Source organism: Psychrobacillus psychrodurans, assembly GCF_050209195.1.
Lineage (GTDB): Bacteria > Bacillota > Bacilli > Bacillales_A > Planococcaceae > Psychrobacillus > Psychrobacillus psychrodurans.
The window spans coordinates 806,753-825,795 of record NZ_CP189791.1 but is presented as its reverse complement, the minus strand read 5'-3'; the positions used below and the strand labels follow the sequence as shown (position 1 = coordinate 825,795).

Genomic DNA, 19,043 nt, shown 5'->3' with positions numbered 1-19,043 from the left:
ATTTTAGAAGCCAATACGGCATGAAAAAACTCAAAAAGGTCCCTGTGTAAGATACAATTCGGAATTGTATCTTACACAGGAACCAACTCAATTACTAACTATTAAAGACTTATCAAATATGTAATTATATTCACTTGTGATTACCTCATTTGGATTAAACTTTTCTACAGAACCATTTAAAGTGGTAACCTTCGCTAATCCGTCTGGTGTGAATTGGTACATTTCCGTTCCTATTATGCGAGCACCAGTTTCGTAGAAAAGCTCCATCCAGCCATCATGGTTAATATCATAAAAGTATAGAATTGGCGCATTCTCTGCAGAAATGGTTAGCGACGTCATATCAAGCTCATCAAACTCCACTAAGATCTCTACATTGTCATTTGAGTAACTGCTACTTTCTTGTGGCCCACCTCTAAAGGAAATTGTTTCTAAGATTCCATCATTATTTACGTCGATTTTCTTAGTAATAAAAAAATCAAACATGCTGGGTGCTTGTAATGCAGTAATATAGGAAGGTTCATTAGAAATAGTCTCCGAATTTGTTTTTACCGATTGATCTTCAGCCAAGTACTTTATGGACTCCACTTCACTGTTAAAAAACTTCCACTCTTCTTTTTGAGGTTTCAGTATATGGATGAATATGGACTCGTTATCTTGGAAGTTTTCTCCTTCTACAAGAGTTGTTATTTGAGTTACCCGGACTTTAACTTCTTGTTCTGAAATCGATAGAAATTCAAAATCCTTAAGTTCATATGCCAAGTCAAAGTTTTCAAATAGGTCACTTAACATTTTTTTGGTTTCAGCAAAAGTTGTTTGCTCCGCATGTGTATACACCATAGACATATACTCATCCATATTCTCATTTTCAAGAGCATGTATATTATCTTCAAGCACTTTCTTAATCTCAAATTCAATATTATAATCTGGCTCTGACTCTGTTATTTTGTTATTAGTTGGAACAAATCTGCCCAAGTTCATTACTATTAGTAAATACACTCCAATCAACACAATTGTCCCAATGACGCCTTTCCAACTGGTACCACCTCGCAACTGAATTTCGTTCTTTAATAACTCCACATCACTAATATTACTTTCCGACATTTCTCGAGTTCTTTTTAATGCATGGAGACGGTAAAAATTATTACCGGTAATTCCGACTGTAAAAGAAACAGCTAACCCTATCACAGTATTAAGAATGACCTCATCTATTCCTAATACTGTACCGAAGAGGTTAATTACTATAGAAATTCCTAGAATCGAGAATATTGGCTTATACATTTTCCTATAACCAAACCAAAAAAGTGGAAAGAAAAAAGCTACCCAGTTCCACGTATTCAAACCTTTTGACCATCTTCGTATGTAATAGTGTTGCTTTTTTTCACCTATAAATAATCTAAGTACTTGATTATCAATTTCAGGTTTATTTCTATTTCTTCTCTTGTTAGGAGTGGATTCTATGTCTTCTTTTATTAAAGCTATCTCTTTACCACACGTTGAGCAAAACCTTACAACATCGTCTATTCTAGAACCACATGAAGCACAAAACAGTTATATTCCTCCTATTATTCTTTTCCCCTTCCATATGATATGCTTTTGCATTTTCGGTATTCCACTAAAATTGTTTGCAACACAGGGACAAATCAAAAACGCCCCTGTGTAGCATACAATTCAAAATTGTATCTTACACAGGGACAATCATCTATTTTATCAGTTTGCTACTCCAAATTCATATACAGCTATTGTTCCTGATACTTCATGTGTAGCTGCTAATATTGCTTTGCCAGTTGGACTTTCTGAAGCTGGTATAAATTGTAATCCTTCTGGCGAAACGTCCCCTGCAACCTTTGCAGTGAAGTCCCTGCTCGAAATTAGTGTTACAAACTTAGGTGCGTTTGTATCTGTTAAATCATAAACCATAATACCGCTGTAACGTTCTAAAGCGATAAATCCATAAGTTGTGCCATCAATTTCACCTACTACAGCTGTTTCTGGCTCAGGTCCCTTATCATCGCTACGATTATCTACTTTAATATCATCGCTATTAGTATTGAAATATTTTGGTGTTTTCTCAGCAATAATTTTTTCAAATTCACTTCCGCTGTCATATACCTGCTCCATCGTTACTGCATCAAAGATGGAGAAACTACGACCACCATATCCATAGATTGCTTCATATGCTGTACTAGCTTTGTTTAAACCATTTTCCGTTGTAACTTTATAACCATCTAAAGTAGATAGATCAAATGCATCTAACTCTGCTTGTGTAAATCCTTTATAATTTGCTTCTGTTAAAGCAATTGGTAATGCAAGATCAGCTAACTCTGAAACTTCGCTATATCCTCCATCATCAGCATAATCACGAGAGTCACCTTCGTTTGGAGTAATGATGTATGTTTTACCAGCCACCGTAAATGTATCAATAGCGTCTGGCATATGGAAAGTTAGAATTGGTTGTTTGATAATGTCCGCTTTTTTATCGTCTTTATTTGCATCCATTTCAAATCCTTCTACAGAATGGTCAATGACTCCAAGACCTCTTACATGAAGTATTGTATTCGTTTCAAGATCTACTGTCGCAATTGCATTATTTTCTTGTAAAGTTACATAGGCAGTTTTACTATCATCAGATACAGTTACGTATTCTGGTTCTAGTTGCTCTAAGATTGAAGCCCCTTTATAAGAAGTACGAACTTTTTCATCCAACATTGTCTCTGTAAAGTTAAGTGTTGTTGCAGTTAATGTTGCTACATCAATAACCGAAATAGAACCTTTTGGATCGATAGTTGTATCCTTGTTTGGTTCACCTTCGTTTGCAACAATTGCTTTTTTACCATTTGGAGTAAATGTCACCATATCCGGCAACGCCCCAACTTCCACATGCTTCACATATTTTCCGTCTTTTGTAGCAAATATGATATAACCCGGGTCTGTTTTTTCAGCATAAGCAGCAATTGCGATTAAATCTTCTGTAGGATGAGACGCAATACTTGTTATATTCTTAACTCCTGGGATTCCATAATCTTCAACAACTACACGCTTTGTAGAATCAAGTTGCTTAAATGTCCCAGACTTTACATCTGCAAAATTAAGGATATCAAATCCACCAACTGCTCCATTTGTAACAAATCCTTTGTTGGTCGCAACATCGTATGCTAAAATTTCAGTTCCTGTTTCACCTTGACCGCTGTCATAGCGCGCAATTTGAGAAACTGTAAATTCCTCTGGATTGGAGTTATAAAGCGGTGGCTCAGTTGTTGCTACTGGAGCTGGTGTTGTTCCAGGATCTTCAACGATTTCTGGTTCCGGATTTACAACTTGTCCTGCAACATCAACGATACGACCTTCAATTTTTGTTGGAATCGTTGATAAAGTTTTTAAATGGTCGGCAAAGTTTTCCCAATCTGAAAGACCTAGATCCTTTACTTTTCCTGCTTCATAAATTTCTTTGAAGACATCATAGCTATCTCCGCCTTGAGCTGTAAAGTAATTCGTTGCCACTGTGTATGTTTCTGTGTCTACTATTTTTGTGTAAGCACCATCTGCATTTTCATAAGAGATAGAAACGACACGTTCGCCTTTAAGTTTAGTAGAATCGAATTCTACTTTTGCTCCGGCAACATGCAGGAAACCACCGTTTTCAAGTGGGTATACACCTACACTCGTTTCAAATGCTTCTTTTAATTCCGCTCCTGTAATCTCCATTGTAGATAGTGTATTACCAAAAGGAAGAACTGTAATTACTTCACCTACTGTAATTGGACCTGCATCAATACTAGAGCGGATTCCTCCACCATTTTGGAATGCCATTATTACTTTTGGATTAAGTGACTTAGCTTTTACCAACATGCCATCAGCAATTAGATTACCTAGTATTGTTTCGTTTTTACGTACACTTGGTTTAGTATTGTCTCCATTCGTGCGAGGATTTTCTAATACGACCTCTGCACTAACACCAATTTCTTCTCCAGCAACCTCATCTACTTTTGGTTTATATGATTCTAGTAATTTTTTTGCTTCTGCATCTTCTGTGAATTTACTAACCTCAATCAGTTCTCCAATTTGAGTAGTAACTTTTCCGTTTTTATCAAATTCCACATCAAGTGCACCTAATAAGTCTCCTTGGGAAGATGCCTGTACGATAATCGTTTTGTCCTTTGTTGCACCAGTTTCATTTTTATCCACAACTACTGGAGCTGCTAGTTTTGTATGACTGTGACCACCGATAATAACATCAATACCTTCTACTTGAGCAGCTAATGCTAAGTCATTATCAATTGCTGGGTTGTCATCGTATCCAATATGGGTAACTGCAACAATTTTGTTCACTCCCATATCTTCAAATGCTTTTACTGCTTTTTCAGCTTCTATAATATAGTCTGTAAAAGTCACTTGTCCCGGGCTAGAAAGACCTTTCGTTTCTTGTGTTGTTAGTCCAAAGAACCCTACCTTTTCGCCATTTACTTCTTTAACAATACCATTATAGATTTTTCCATTTTCAGGTGCGCTTGATGCTATGTCACTGAACAGACCTCGTAAATTTTCATCTTTCGAAAAATCTACATTTGCACTAACAAATGGGAATTGAGCACCTTTTATAAAGTCAGCTAATGCTTTATGGCCTTCTTCTGAAGAACCAAGATCAAATTCATGATTACCAAAAGTCATTACATCATATTCTGCGAGATTCATAAATGCTAAATCGGCAAGACCTTTATATTGATTGAAATATAGAGTTCCTGAGAATACATCTCCTGCATCTACTAATACTGCATTGGGGTTTTCTGCTCTTTCTTTTTTAATAGCTGTAATACGTTTAGGTGCAGTCTCTACCTTTGCATGCGTATCATTTGTATGCAATAAAGTAAGTTTGAATTTTTTATCTGCACCTCCGCCATTATTACCACCGTTATTTCCACCCCCAGTGTTCCCTCCACCTGGGGATGGATTAGTTGGCGTTGTTGGGGTTGGGGTTGGAGTAATGTCCATACCAGCTTTTTTAGATACTGTATTTATTTCTTCTAGTAACTCTTTCACCATTGGTAAAGTACTAGTTGATGGTAGTCTTAGCTGTAAAGGTTTGATAGATTCTAATACTATTTTTGCCTCTGCTTGTTTTCCTTCAGCTAGTAATTTATCAACTTGTTTCACTTTCATATAAATAGTTACAGGTACCATTAACTGACTACGCTTCATGTCAGCAGTTTGTTTATATTGGTCTAATAATAGTTCCCGTGTAGCTTTTCCAGTAAAACGATACATAATTTCAGAACGGGTTTTTAGTTGGATAGATAATTTATGATACAGTTTTTCAACTTGTTCCCAGTCTTTTGTCTGTTCTGCTTTTTGAATATCTGCCATTATCGGATTTAAATATTTATCCGCATAATTATAAGCATCTATATAAGGGATTAATCCTTTCGTTATTCTTTCGTTATATAAATCATTTAAATCATTTAATAGAGTACTTTTGTTTTTAGCATTAGATTTTGAGATTGCATCTTTTGCTTTTTGATAGTCTTTTTTAACCTTATTCAAGGTTGGATACAAATCCGTACTAGGGACAAGTTTTCCATTTTGAGAGGGTACTACATAAGAATAAGCAGCCTCTTTCATATCTTTTCTTGCTTGATCTAACATTTCTTGTAGCGAACTACTTGCGTAGCTAACATTTGTAGAAGTTAATAAAGTTGTTGCAAGAACAGCTGACATTATCGATTTTTTCAACGCATGGTTTTGCATAATTTCCCTCCTAAAATTAGTTGAACAATACTATCTCTATCTAAAATTCTCCATTTTAAAAATAATAGAAAAACAATGTCGCCACTTAAATATAGGTCTAATAATTATTAACTTCAATCACATAACTGTAAATAAATTGTAAATACTGTTTTACATGTATTTACAAAAAGGTCCCTGTGTAAGATACAATTCAGAATTGTATCTTACACAGGGACCAAAGAGGTTAAATTCTCAGAAGTTAAATAGAAATGTCTTGTAACAGCTCGGTTGAAATTGTTTGTTACACAGGGAGCAAGCTGATAAGCTACTCCCAAAAACATTTGTGAAAATTTACCATCATGGACTTGATTATTTCCAAATCAGGTTTACCCATTCTGGATGATCAATGAACGGATTGCGGTTTCCTTGCCATTTTTGAATGACATTGTTGCGATTACGTTCAAATTCATCAACTGGGTCTTGCTCATGCCATTTTAGTAGGGTCGAAAGCTTTCCGTGGTATGGCGCACTTCCATTGCCGAGCTTTTCGTTTAGTTCTAAGTCTACTTTGTCGCCTTGTTCATAGCGTGTCGCCATGTAAAAAAGGATTCGTGCTACATCACCTTTGACACGATTTGGTGGCTCAAACGAGTTAGAAGCTCGTTTACATTCGTCACAATTATTTACCGGGCTGCCACCGTTATCAAAATCTAAGTTTCCTCTTGAACTATTCACTTGTACGTCTGTAGGTCTAAGATGATGGATATCGGTTCCTGGTCCTTTACTTGTGCCGAAGTCTCCATGTGATTTTGCCCATGTGTGTTCTCTATTCCACTGTCCTACGTTTCCACCATTGGCAGTTTTAGAACGTGGTACTCCAGAGTAAAACAATATGACATTGTTTGTATTATTCGGATCCTCATCCGTTTCTCGTAATGCTGCCCATACTTGGTCATAAGAAAGCTGTGTATGGTCGTCAATTATTTCATATAGTGCAGTTTTTAAAGCTTGACCTTCTTTACCAATAGCATCTTTATAATAGACATCAATAGGTGAGCTAGCGGAAGTTACAAGTACACTAAATCTTGTCGTTACACTTTTTTCGCCGTCTGTAGCGGTAACTCCTACAATATGGCTTCCTTCTGCAAGTGTTAGTGTTAACATAGACCCTGCTATCGTTCCTAACGTAGAAGAAAAAGTTAGTACTTGGTTTTCTGGATCTGCGAAATGATCTGTTAATAAAATTGAAATAGACTCACCAGGTTTAATTGTTTGACTTGGAATATTATTCTTTACCACTGGCGCTTGATTTTCACCAGGTAAAGAAGGAACCACAATGGGTTCCCCTTTCGAATTTGTGAATTTAATATTTTTGCTATCTGCACCATTAATGAATTCAAATTCTTGAATATTCTCAGCGCCTCTAATTTCTTTTACGTTCGTACCATCAATGATTACTTTTTGGACATTCGTACCTTTGAAATCCATCATCGCGCCAGCGTTTAGTGGTTTAATCGTTACAGTTTGCTCTGCAAAACCGTCTCCATGGAATTCTGCATAATCACTCGTAAAAAGAATGCCTTCTGTGATTTCTGATGAATCGTCAATTGTGATAGATACGCTAGGTTTACCAATAGTAAGTTTCTTTGTTTGAAGATTATTGATATTGTATGTTTTTTCAGCTGTAATCGGTGTAACAGCATCATCTGCAAATATATCAATTTGTACCATTACTGGATCATGGTCACTTGCACGTCCTGCCATATCGGTAAAGTCTGCATTGATATGAAGAATATCGATTTTCGTTTTATTTTCTAAGTTCTTTGTGACTAAAATATGATCTAATACTTGTGAGTTCCCTTGATATAGGTATGTGTATCGATCTGACGTTTCCACCTTATTAATCATATTCGTCATGTGTTCACCTTCATGAATTAAAAGTGCATCAGCAAATTGATAATCGTTAAAGTCACCCAAAGAAACAACATTTGCATCTGGGTTTTTCGTTTTAATATCTATAACAAAGTCAGAAACGATTTTTGCAATGTTTTTACGTTGTACTTCACTGTCATATTTTGGTGGTTGAATGGATCCGAACAATGGTGTATCACCACTTTTAGAGTTCCAATGATTCGCAATAACGATGACACTTTCACCTTTAAAGTCAAATTGTGCCGCTAAAGGTTTACGGCTACTATTAAATGCGCTATTTGTTGGATCAATACGACCTGGGTTAAGTGTTAGCTTGCCATCTTTGTAACCAACAGCATTAGTTGCATTTCCACCAGAAATACCTTCTGTCAACTTTACTCGTTCTGGATTATATAGGAATCCAACACGAATATTTGCATTTGGTGCTCCGCCGTCTTGGTTGTTCACTGGGTCAATATTTACATATTTGTAGTTTGCTCCACCAGCAGTTTTAATTGCAGCAATAAGTCTTTCATAGCTTTGATCTGCCTTTGAATCTCCAGAGCTTTCTCCGTTATTGTCTTGTACTTCAGTTACACCAACAATATCAGGACTCTGCATATCGTTTGCAATTGCTCTTGCTAATTTACGTGCTTTGTCGTCTGTAGTCGATGTTTTATTATTCGAGAAGTTTTCTAAGTTATATGATGCAATTGTTAACTTATCTTCTGCGTTCACAATTGTTGTTTTTTCTGGTTTTGCATTTCCTTTTGTATGGGCAGCTTTCATTTCATTTAAAGAGACATAAATTTTAAAGTTTTGAAACGAATAACCCACTACTCCAGTAATCGGCCCTTTAAACTTATCCCCAGTTGCTACTTCGAAATCCCGTCCAGGTCCATTTGGTTCTAAGCGGAATTGCACGCGGTTTGGATTTTGATTGTCCTTTTCATATAAAACCCCACCATGCAGGGAGTTCGTTGGAGCGCTTTCCAAAACAGTTATCAAATCACCATGCTCTTGAGGAGCTACTGCTTTCACATTTCCAACTTGCACGCGCATTCCTTCGATACTTTCCCAGAAATCGATTGCATCTACGGTTGGATTGAAAACTGCAAGATTGTCGCTATCAATTTTTGCTAGAGACATTTTCGTTTCATCGATTAAGATTGGAGCTGGTAAAGCTACGCCACTTGTAATAACTTCCACTTTTCCACCCTGGTCATTTCTAACATTAATTTGCGTTGTTTTTAAGTCTGTTGTTTGACGATCAGCATATCCGTCATATGCAAATTCACTTACTTTCCCAGTAACTGATACCAAATCCCCTACTTTAATTGGCCATGTGTTTGTTCCGCTGTAAAGTACAATGGCTTCAGAAGTATTTGGATTCGTATCCGCTAGCTCATCCGGTGTTTGTATATGATAGTAGGTTGCTCCATTTAACAAGAACGAGTAAGTAACAACTCCTTGAATGCCTTCTACTGTTTTATTGTCAAAAGAAGTGTGGTGTCCCGCTCCTTGGATATCATGAATTTGAAGACTATCCGTAATTTTATACTCGAATGTCTTCATTTCCGAAGTACCTACTGGAGTAATTGCTACTGCTTTAAGTGTAGTGTTTTCTTTAATCTCGATTGGTGTTGAATATTTTGCGCTATCCTTTGTCGGCTCTGAACCGTTTAATGTGTAATGGATTTCCGCATTCGCCGTCGTTGTAGACAAGGTTATAAAAGTAGATCCATTGAATGTTCCACTACCAGGAGTTGCAGTAACGGGCTGTAGAATGGAACTGTCCTCTACAATATCTTGAACTGAGCGAGGGATAATTTGATATGCGTTATCAAACTGTTGCACAATTCCCGTAATGGATTCATACGTATCTCCAATAGCCAATCCTAATGATTTATTTTCGTCGCGTACAATAAACTCAGTTATGCCATCTGTAGCAGTATAGTTAGTCTTATCAGTATTTACTGCCTTTAATGTAATTTGTTTTGCTTGGACAAGAAGGGATTCATTGTTTTCATTCACTTCTGCTCCTGTTACAAACTTAGGGGTTGGTGCTCCCACATTTTCAGTCTTGCTAACTATCGTCGTACCGTCTAATTGAAGAAGTCCACGGAATTCCGCTAATTTCCCAGTAAGTGTTACTTCATCTCCTACTGCCGCAGGCAAACTTGAAGGACGTATTGCAATACCATTTGCAGCATCTTGAACTGAAATTGAATTTTTTAAGTTTGCAGCTACTATCCCTTTAATAGTAACCGTTTGACCAATAGCTGTAGTTCGTGCTTCTGCAATAGAAATTGCGCCAGACTCATTTAAAACTGTATACGTGAATTCAGCGATAGCACTATCCTTTAACCCTTCTTTCACGGCGATTGCTTTTATCGTAATATCTTTGTCGATAACAATCGGATTTTCATATTTCGTACTTGAGCTAGTTGGATCAGATCCATCTGTCGTATAGTAAATGAAAGCTCCTTCCGTGTTAGTCGATAATGTAATTTCTGTGTCTGCTGGAACAGCCGATGATGGTATTGAAACCGTTACAGCTTCTACTTGGGTTTCTCCGGGATCAGGGTCCCCAATGACCATTGTGTGGGAGCCTAAATTGGAGGAATCGTCTTTTGGCAGTGTCGTCCATTCTGCTGGATTAAAAGCGTCATCGATAATTGTGTCTCCAGCAACAATATTACTATTTCGGACAAGCGTTACATCTTTACCATAGTCTGCAGATGAACCAACTTGCCCAATGGAATCAATGATTGTACCTGACTTCTTTAAAACGACAGGGTCATTTCCATTGAAATTAATAACAGAATTGTTTGCATGGTTTCCCTTACTTTGAATATCTGTATTTGCATCATTATGATATAAAACATACGTATCATTATTAGCTAATGTACCTGTTAATGAGACTTTATTAGCTGTCGCAGCTGCTCCATTTGTATGAAGTTCAAGTGAATAAACACTTAAATCAACTGCTGCTCCAGTTCCATTGTAAATTTCAATGGCCTTATTAAAGCTGCTACCTTCAATATACTCTGAAATTATCAAATCAGATGTATTTGATACGGCTACTGCTTTCGATGGTAATGCAGGGAATACTAAACTAGCTACTAAACTGGCAGATAAGAAAGCATTTATGGATTTTTTCAAATTCCTTTTACGCATCTATAAATTCTCCTTTGTATGTTAAAGAGTAGTTTCTCCATCAACAATGATCCCATCCATGTCCACATTTTTTCCGTTTGCCTCGGAAAGTTCGAGGTTACCTTTAACTGTAATATTTGTAAGTGCTATATTAGTAGAAGGAATACCTTTTATCGTTAAACTTCCTTTAATAATGGCATTTCCAAGGAAGCTGACATCTGTAACCGAAACCCTCACATCGCCGTTATAGATTTTTGGGGCTTCTACTGTTCCTGAAAAGTTCTTCGGATCCACATCTCCACCTGGATATTCATTGTTTGGAGTTTCATCCTTCACATCTACAATCCGTCCTTCAACTTGTGGGTTAACTTGTCTAATGCTTACTAAGTGCTCACGGAAGTTTTCCCAATCAGATAAACCTAAATCGGTTACTCTACCGTTTTCATACGCTTTTTTCAATACATCGTAGCCGTCTCCACCTTTAGCAGTAAAAGCGTTCGTTGCAATGGTGTATGTTGCATCCTCTTTTACTTCCGTGTAAGTTCCATCAGCATTTTTAAACTTGATGGAAGCAACACGTTGTCCAATTGGCTTAGTGGAGTCATAGCTGACTTTAGCACCGGACACATGTAGGAATCCTCCGTTTTCTTTCGGAAATTCTTTCAAGCTGACTTCAAATATTGCTTTTATCTCTGCACCTGTAAGTTTCATCGTTGCTAATGTATTTCCAAAAGGCAGGACGGTGATCACTTCACCAACTGTAATAGGTCCTTGATTTATAGCAACTCGAATACCCCCGCCATTTTGGAAAGCCATAATCACATCTTTGTTGTATTCTCTTGCTTTTTTCAGCATGCCGTCCGCAATGAGATTCCCAAGGGCAGTTTCGTTGCTTCGAACACTTGAACCACCAGTACTAGAACGTGGATTATCTAAAGCATTTACTGCGATTGCTCCAGTCAGTTCATTTTTTAATGCACTAATTTTAGATGAATATTTTTCTAACAGCTCTTTTGCCTTACCATCCTCTGCTTGGTCGTTAACGCTAATTAATTGACCAGCGTGTTTTATTACTTTTCCGCTTTTGTCGAACTCGACATTTAATGTTCCTAAAAACTCACTATATTGATAAGCTTGTACAATAACCGTCGGATCTTTCGCTTTTCCTACTAAATCCTTATCTACCACAACTGGTTTATCTAATTTGGTATGACTATGACCTCCAACAATTACGTCAATGCCAGATACTTTAGCTGCTAACTGTAAGTCATTGTCATATTGCGGATTATCATCATAGCCAAGATGCGTCACCGCAATTACTTTGTTTACTCCTTGCTTTTCGAACTCGTTAACCATTTGTTGAGCAGCTTTCACATAATCTGTAAAACTCACTTTGCCTGGGCTTGAAATATCCTTTGTTTCAGCAGTCGTTAATCCAAACAACCCTATTTTCTGTCCATTTACCACTTTAATAATCCCGCTATAAATTTGACTATTCTTCGGGTTACTTTGTATTTTTACATTAAATAATCCTTTTAAATGCTCATCCTGTGAAAAATCAGTATTCGCAGCTACAAACGGAAAATTAGCTTTCTTCACAAAGTCTGCTAGTGCTTTATGTCCTTCAGCACTCGAGCCCAAATCGAACTCATGATTACCAAAAGTCATCAGATCATATTTCATCATATTCATGAATTCAACATCTGCTTGTCCCTTGAATTCATTGAAATACAATGTTCCTGAGAAGACATCTCCAGCATCCACTAATAATGCATTTGGATTTGCTTTCCTATATTCCTTTACAGCTGTAACACGTTTGGCCACATTATCTAGTTGAGCATGTGTGTCATTTGTATGCATAATGGATAAGTTGAAGTTTGCCCCTGAATTTCCTCCTCCATTATTTCCTCCACCTCCATTTCCACCTCCGTTATTTCCACCACCTGTTGTTGGAGGAATAGTTGGCGCGGTAATTATGATAACTCCCGCTTTTTTACTTACTGTTTCTATTTGCACTAAAAGTTCTTTGATCATCGGCAAATTATTCGTCGTCGGCAATCTATAAAGTAACGGTTTAATAGATTCTAGTACTCTTCTTGCATCTTCTATTTTTCCTGCTGCTATTAGTGTGTCTGCTTCCTTTACTTTCATATAAACAGTTACCGCAACCATCAATTGATCACGCTTTAAGTTAGCAGGATCCTTGTATTGCTTTAACAATAAATCCCTAGCAGCTTTACCTGTAAAACGATATAAAATGGAAGTTCTACTTTTTAATTGGACAGATAATTGGTGATACAACTTTTCAATTTTAACCCAATCTCTTTCTACCTCAGCTTTCTTGATATCTTCCAAAATTGGTGTTAAATACTTGTCCGCATAATTATAAGCATCAATATATGGCACTATTCCTTTTGTAATACGTTCATTATATAAATCATCTAGTTCTTTGAGTAAAGTCCCCTTATTTTTAGCATTTGATTTTAAAAGAGCATTTCTTGCTTTTTGATAGTTTAATTTTGCCAAATTCAATGTTGGATACAATTCTACACTTGTAGCAAGTTTTCCATTTTGAGATGGTACTACATAAGCATAAGATGCTTCCTTCATATCTTTCCTTGCCTGATCAACCAAGTCTTGCAAAGAATTATTGGCCAAACCGACACTAGTAGAAGTTAATAACGATATTGCAAGAACTGAAGCTACTACGGTCTTCTGTACTCTATTCTTTCTCATAAGTTCCCTCCTATATTCTTTAGCTGTTCGCTTATCCTATTTAATACAGTTGAAATTTATGAATATAGAATTAATTTTTAAAGATCAGATTAAACAGTGAAACCCGAACAACATTGATTTCTACTTCATGCGGACGATTTCTGCAAGCACAGATTCAATCTCCTCTGCACCCACATTCTACTGATAATAGATGATTGCTACGAATAAAAAATTTATTAGATTCATATAATCAGAGAGAAGAACTCGCTAGAAATAAGTATCAAAGGAGGAAAATTACTGAATTGTACAAACTGTGGTCATAATCAGGTTACTGGGAAGTTTTGCAGTTTATGTGGAACTAAATTGGAGGAACTTCTTTTTAATGTAGACAGTGTTGCTTCCAGAACAAAATCTGTAAAACCAAATGTCCATGTAGAAAATATTAAAAGAAAAACTAAAATATATAGCTCATATTTTATTCAACAACTAAAAAAACCTTCTCATGCATACAATCAAGGAGAAAGTGAGTTTACAAGTAGTCTTGTAAGTATTATTTTATTTACTGCACTTGTTACAATATCTCTGTTTTTATTTTCAAATAATTTGAATTGGAGCGATTCACCAGGCTTTTTATCCTTTTTTATGGAATCTTTTTTACTTACATTCTTTATCATAGGACTTGTGATATTTTCTTCTTTTCTCATTAGCAGTTTTTTTGGTCCACAGTATTCATTTAAAGTAATTATCAGTTTTTATGGGGGACAATTGTCTGCACCCATTGCCTTAGTAACTGTTTCCATCTTTCTAATGCTTGTAAAATCATTTAGTTATGGAAATGCAATTTTAACTATATCCCTAGTTTTTAGTCTTTTTATACTGCCACTCTATATTATTAGTTTTTTGCTTACAAAAAAACCTTCTGGTGTTGACCCCCTCTACGGATTTGTTCTCTATATTGCTACTTTTACAGTTTTAATGATACTTTTCGTCACTATTGTTGGGAATTCTAAAATGATTGAGTATTTTAATAATATTAATCATTTGTTTTAAATATTAGGTCAGTTCCTGTATTCAAACACTGTTCTAATTTGTTTATTGTTTATTACACAGGGACCATAAGCATTCAAAACACCTTTGATAAACGTACATGATTAGCATGTACCTCCAATTGAAGATGTTTTAATTGTTTGCTACACAGGGATAAATAACATGTGTTCACAAAAAGTCCCTGTGTAAGATACAATTCAGAATTGTATCTTACACAGGGAACATGAACATAAAATTCCCTTCTAGCCTAAGTTAGAAGGGAATTTAAATTAGTTTATTGAATTATTTTCCACAAAGGAAGTTGCTCCATTTCCTGAAATGCTTAATGTAAGCTGGTCCTGGTTCACAATTCCATTAGTCTTGGTAATCACGAATAATGAAGCTTTGTGATTGAATCCAACGTCTGTAGAAACGAATTCAACGATTTGAAGAGTATCTTCATCTATATACTTAATCTTCACTACAGCATTTTTTCCAAAACCATCATTTAATGTAATGGTACCGGATAGCCCTTTTTTAAATTCATGATCATAAGAAGGATAATGGAATGTAAATTCTAATGTGTCTGAAATAGATAAACCATCAGAGCCCTTATCATTTAAATCTATTTGAGTTGAAGCAAATACCCCTTCGTTAATTATTGTTGTAGCAGGGTTGTTTTCGTTCACTGCCCCTTCCCCGTTTATACCATCTTTGCCGGGAGTGTATTGATAAGCAACAAATGTATTAGCCACTTCTTGTAGTAAGCTTACAGACCCAAGTGTCCAATATCCTTTATTATCAACAATTGTTGTTCCTACTAGTATGTCATTTCTATAAACTTTTACTCGATTGCCAGGTTGTGCTGTACCGCTTATATCGTAGGAGTACCCATCAAATGTTAAAGGTGAAGTTACAGGATTTTGGAATACTACTTCAGCATCTTCAGTAACATCAACATGGATGTTCCAAGTAGAATGGTTATCTGCTCTTGTACTATAACTAACTTCTACCCTATCTCCTTTAGATAGGGCCTTTCCGAAAACTTCTTGTGAAACCTGTAATCCATAGATAAAGAATAGATCATTAGCATCCCATTTATATTTATGGTCGCCAGTAAAAATGTAATCATCTTCGGTAGTGTTCACTTCACTATCAATAGTCAACATATAAGGGCCTTCAACATTTTGAAGCTGATAAAAATGTGTAATTCCTGCTTCTTTGATACTATTATTTCCATCTATTTTTTCTATTGTTGGTTGGACATATGTGACTGATGGAGTTTCGGCACTAAATCCATACGCAGCTGCTATTAAAATTACTAGATTTCCATTTTGATCTGCAAAGCCAATCGTCTCTTGACCACTATCTACGCTTTGACCGTTTATAGAAGTAATTACTGCTGAGGTAGAGTTAGTTGCTGTCTTTTCATTTGCTTCTCCCAAGCTAACTTTAACTCTCCCAGTATAAGTACTACCATCGAAATTAGTTAGCTTAGCTGTATATACTTTGAAATTAGTCGTTTCCAGATATGTATTTTCCTTATCAGTTAATGCAATACCTGTTGTATCAGGAACAGCCTCTGTCATAAAGTTCAATTGGTTTTCTTTCCAACTTACCGTGTAACTTGTATTAGCGTCTAAGTCAGATGTATTTAATATTACGGATTTTTTATCCTTGGATAATTGAGCTGATTGAACAGTTTCTCCTGAAACTTTAAATTGACCTGCCACTAAACCTTCTAATGGTATATGGTAGGCTTTAGAGAAATTAACTGTTACGTTATTTTTACCATCAGATGTTATGAACAAAGGTTGTAAAGGTAAAGATCTTAATGTTTCATCATAGGCTTTCGTTAGGAATGTTCTAAAAGTAAAATTCGTACTTTTGTTAGCTATGGAAGAGTTGGCTTTGTCTAATTCTAAGGAGGCTTCTAACAATTTATTGTCTTTAATAAATTCATTCGCTTGGTCGAGATACATTTTAACCGTCACATCGTTTTTGACATCTTGAATTAGTTTTTCCACGGCTGTTTTGACTTGATTACGAATACCATCTCTAGTAGTTTGCCCATATACTCTATCTAATAATTTTACTTGTTTTCTGTATTCAGCTGTTGCTATATGGTATGCAGCTTCTACACTACTAAGATTTGCTGAATCTATCGCAACTTGCAAATTACTTGTTAACTTCGTAATTTTCTCACCAGAGGTTATAGCATCTATGTAAGCTTGTGCACGTTTCACATGAATTTTCGGCTCCACTAATTTAGCTTGAGCATTGAGTTGTTCAGATTTAGAAAACTTGATAGCAGCCTTTTCAGCAGCTGCAATAGTTTCTTTAGTGTTATTATATTGCTCATATGGTCGAGTTTTAAAATCTGCAGATCCTTCTTTGGAAATTGTCCATTTTAATATAGTGCCTGCATTTTGTGCATCTATAATTAATTGTTTTATGTTTGTTGATGCACTTACTTGTGGGGCGGCAATAATAGAAATAATAGTAGTAATTACTATTACAAGTTGCAACGATTTTTTCCTCATACTAATTTGCCTCCATACTAAGATTGTTTATACATCGGAATAATCTATATGATTGTATCATGTAAGTTTAATCAAACTTATTTCTTAATATTGGAAGTGATAGTAGGATAGTAGTCTTTCTATCAGCTAGTAACATTGTGTTATACTTATAGTTAATCACGTATAGCAGAAAGGGACTAAAAAATATGACAAATTCTCCTAAAACATATAAAACTGAAATCGATTTTTCTACAGAATGGGATATACCTGCACCGGAGAAGTATATTTTCCAATATTTCCATCAACAATTAGATGACTTAGAAGCAAATCAATTACATATTCATGGAGTAAAATTATATACAGTGGATTCGGGAATTGTCGTAACAGCTATAATTAGACATTCTTTACCTAAAAAATTACGCATTGATCAAGTTGTTTTAGTTGTGAAAGATAAGGAAGGGAAAGAACTAGCAAAGAAACAATTTGACATGGAGTTGTTTGGAGAGTTAGAAGCATGTACAGCAAGACCGTGGAATTTCCTATTTGAAATGGAAGATATACTAGTACCTTATGATGAAATAGTAAACGAAATGGATTTTGAAATGGCATTTGAGTATTACGAGAAAGTTGTAAAAGACTTCGAATTACACTTAGATGATAATTGGAAGAATGGACTTAATGAAGATCAACAAGGATATGTATACAATCTAGTAGCTTCATTAGAACCAATTAAAGAGAACGAAATCTCAATTGTTGGTTTCCATTTCCATGAATCAGATGACGCAGTCAATATTTATATCATTATTCGTAATGCATTTTCTGATACATTAACCATTGAAAATCTTCCTATTCAACTATTTGATGCTGCCGATGATATGGTGTGTAAACTCGGATTTCCAATCGGACAATTCGAAATTGCTTCTAAGCAAGCACGTCCCATTAGCTTATCTTTCTCCAAAGATGTATTCATGAAAGAGAATCCAGATTTCAGTTCTTGGAAAATTGAAATGATTCCCCAAACTTTATAATCATGAGTAAAGCCGTAAAAGATTCACTCTTTCACGGCTTTTTTTGTATTTCATTTCCAAAGCGGGTTTGCCCATTTTGAATACGAATATAAGATTTCTAGATTCATATAATTAGATTGTGAAGAACTAGCTTGAAATAAGAAACAAAGGGGGAGAATCACTGAATTGTACAAACTGTGATCACGAACAGGTACTGGGAAGTTTTGCAGTTTATGTGGAACTAAATTGGAGGAACTTCTTTTAAATGCTGAAAGTGTTGTTTCTAGAACAAGATCTGTAAAACCAAATGCCCATGTAGATAATATTAAAAGAAAAACTAAAATATATAGTAGCTACTTTATTCAACAATTAAAAAAACCTGATCATGCATACAATCGTGGAGAAAGTGTTTTTACGAGTAGTCTTGTTAGTATTATTTTATTTACGGCTCTCGTCACAATTTCTCTATTTTTATTTACAACTAATTCGTATTGGAGCAATTCACCAAGCTTTTTATCCTTTTTTATGGACGCTTTTTTACTTACAATCTTTATAATCGGACTTGTGATATTTTCTACTTTTCTTATTAGCAGTTTTTTTGGTCCCCAGAATTCATTTAAAACAATTATTAGTTTTTACGGGGGGCAATTATCTGCACCCATTATTTCAGCAACTATTTCCATATTTCTAATGCTTGTAAAATCATTTACCTATGGGAACGCCATTTTAACTATATACCTAGTTTTTAGTCTATTTATACTGCCTCTCTATGTAATTAGTTTTTTGCTTACAAAAAATCACTCTGGTGTTGACCCACACTATAAGGATTTATACTATTTATTGCGACTTTTACTATTCTAATAATGATTTTCGTCACTATTGTTGGCAATTCTAAGATGGCTGAGTATTTTAATAGTATCAACCATTTGTTTTAAATTCCTTTTCATTATCAATTAAAAAAGCACAACTAATTGCTACGACATTA

At 35.5% G+C, this 19,043-nt stretch carries 8 protein-coding genes; 3 read left to right on the top strand and 5 right to left on the bottom strand.

Annotated features, from left to right (window positions below; genetic code table 11):
* Positions 1 to 87 precede the first annotated feature (87 nt).
* The 4 genes from ACQCPR_RS03950 to ACQCPR_RS03935 all read right to left on the bottom strand — a co-directional run bounded on the left by ACQCPR_RS03950 (position 88) and on the right by ACQCPR_RS03935 (position 13,524).
* Positions 88 to 1,548, bottom strand: a complete 1,461-nt coding sequence (locus ACQCPR_RS03950; RefSeq protein ID WP_427138903.1) for a DUF2628 domain-containing protein — start codon at positions 1,546 to 1,548, stop codon at positions 88 to 90.
* A gap of 159 nt (positions 1,549 to 1,707) precedes the next feature.
* Positions 1,708 to 5,739: a choice-of-anchor I family protein gene (locus tag ACQCPR_RS03945; protein WP_427138242.1), complete on the bottom strand. Its 4,032-nt coding sequence runs from the start codon at positions 5,737 to 5,739 to the stop codon at positions 1,708 to 1,710.
* A gap of 348 nt (positions 5,740 to 6,087) precedes the next feature.
* Positions 6,088 to 10,809, bottom strand: coding sequence for an endonuclease (locus tag ACQCPR_RS03940; RefSeq protein ID WP_427138241.1), 4,722 nt, complete (start codon positions 10,807 to 10,809; stop codon positions 6,088 to 6,090).
* Positions 10,810 to 10,830: 21 nt separating this feature from the next.
* Positions 10,831 to 13,524 carry a 5'-nucleotidase C-terminal domain-containing protein gene (locus ACQCPR_RS03935; RefSeq protein ID WP_427138240.1) on the bottom strand — a complete coding sequence of 898 codons (2,694 nt, stop codon included), beginning with the start codon at positions 13,522 to 13,524 and terminating at the stop codon, positions 10,831 to 10,833.
* 342 nt (positions 13,525 to 13,866) lie between these two features.
* Between ACQCPR_RS03935 and ACQCPR_RS03930 the strand changes: the two genes are divergently transcribed.
* The gene (locus ACQCPR_RS03930; protein ID WP_427138239.1) at positions 13,867 to 14,553 is read left to right on the top strand and encodes a hypothetical protein; all 687 of its coding nucleotides are present in this window, start codon (positions 13,867 to 13,869) and stop codon (positions 14,551 to 14,553) included.
* A gap of 266 nt (positions 14,554 to 14,819) precedes the next feature.
* Here ACQCPR_RS03930 and ACQCPR_RS03925 read toward each other — a convergent pair whose 3' ends face one another.
* Entirely contained in the window at positions 14,820 to 17,072 is a 2,253-nt protein-coding gene (locus tag ACQCPR_RS03925) for a hypothetical protein (protein WP_427138238.1), read from the bottom strand.
* A gap of 185 nt (positions 17,073 to 17,257) precedes the next feature.
* On the opposite strand from ACQCPR_RS03925, the gene ACQCPR_RS03920 reads away from it, so the two are divergent.
* Together ACQCPR_RS03920 and ACQCPR_RS03915 are read left to right on the top strand one after the other, a co-directional pair.
* Positions 17,258 to 18,079: an SLAP domain-containing protein gene (locus ACQCPR_RS03920; RefSeq protein WP_427138237.1), complete on the top strand. Its 822-nt coding sequence runs from the start codon at positions 17,258 to 17,260 to the stop codon at positions 18,077 to 18,079.
* A gap of 225 nt (positions 18,080 to 18,304) precedes the next feature.
* Positions 18,305 to 18,919: a hypothetical protein gene (locus ACQCPR_RS03915; RefSeq protein ID WP_427138236.1), complete on the top strand. Its 615-nt coding sequence runs from the start codon at positions 18,305 to 18,307 to the stop codon at positions 18,917 to 18,919.
* Positions 18,920 to 19,043 lie beyond the last annotated feature (124 nt).

What these genes read in the sequence shown, in the direction of transcription:
- ACQCPR_RS03935 (WP_427138240.1), bottom strand. Translation starts at nt 13,524, where the DNA reads ATGAGAAAGAATAGAGTACAGAAGACCGTAGTAGCTTCAGTTCTTGCA.
- ACQCPR_RS03940 (WP_427138241.1), bottom strand. Translation starts at nt 10,809, where the DNA reads ATGCGTAAAAGGAATTTGAAAAAATCCATAAATGCTTTCTTATCTGCC.
- ACQCPR_RS03925 (WP_427138238.1), bottom strand. Translation starts at nt 17,072, where the DNA reads ATGAGGAAAAAATCGTTGCAACTTGTAATAGTAATTACTACTATTATT.
- ACQCPR_RS03920 (WP_427138237.1), top strand. Translation starts at nt 17,258, where the DNA reads ATGACAAATTCTCCTAAAACATATAAAACTGAAATCGATTTTTCTACA.
- ACQCPR_RS03945 (WP_427138242.1), bottom strand. Translation starts at nt 5,739, where the DNA reads ATGCAAAACCATGCGTTGAAAAAATCGATAATGTCAGCTGTTCTTGCA.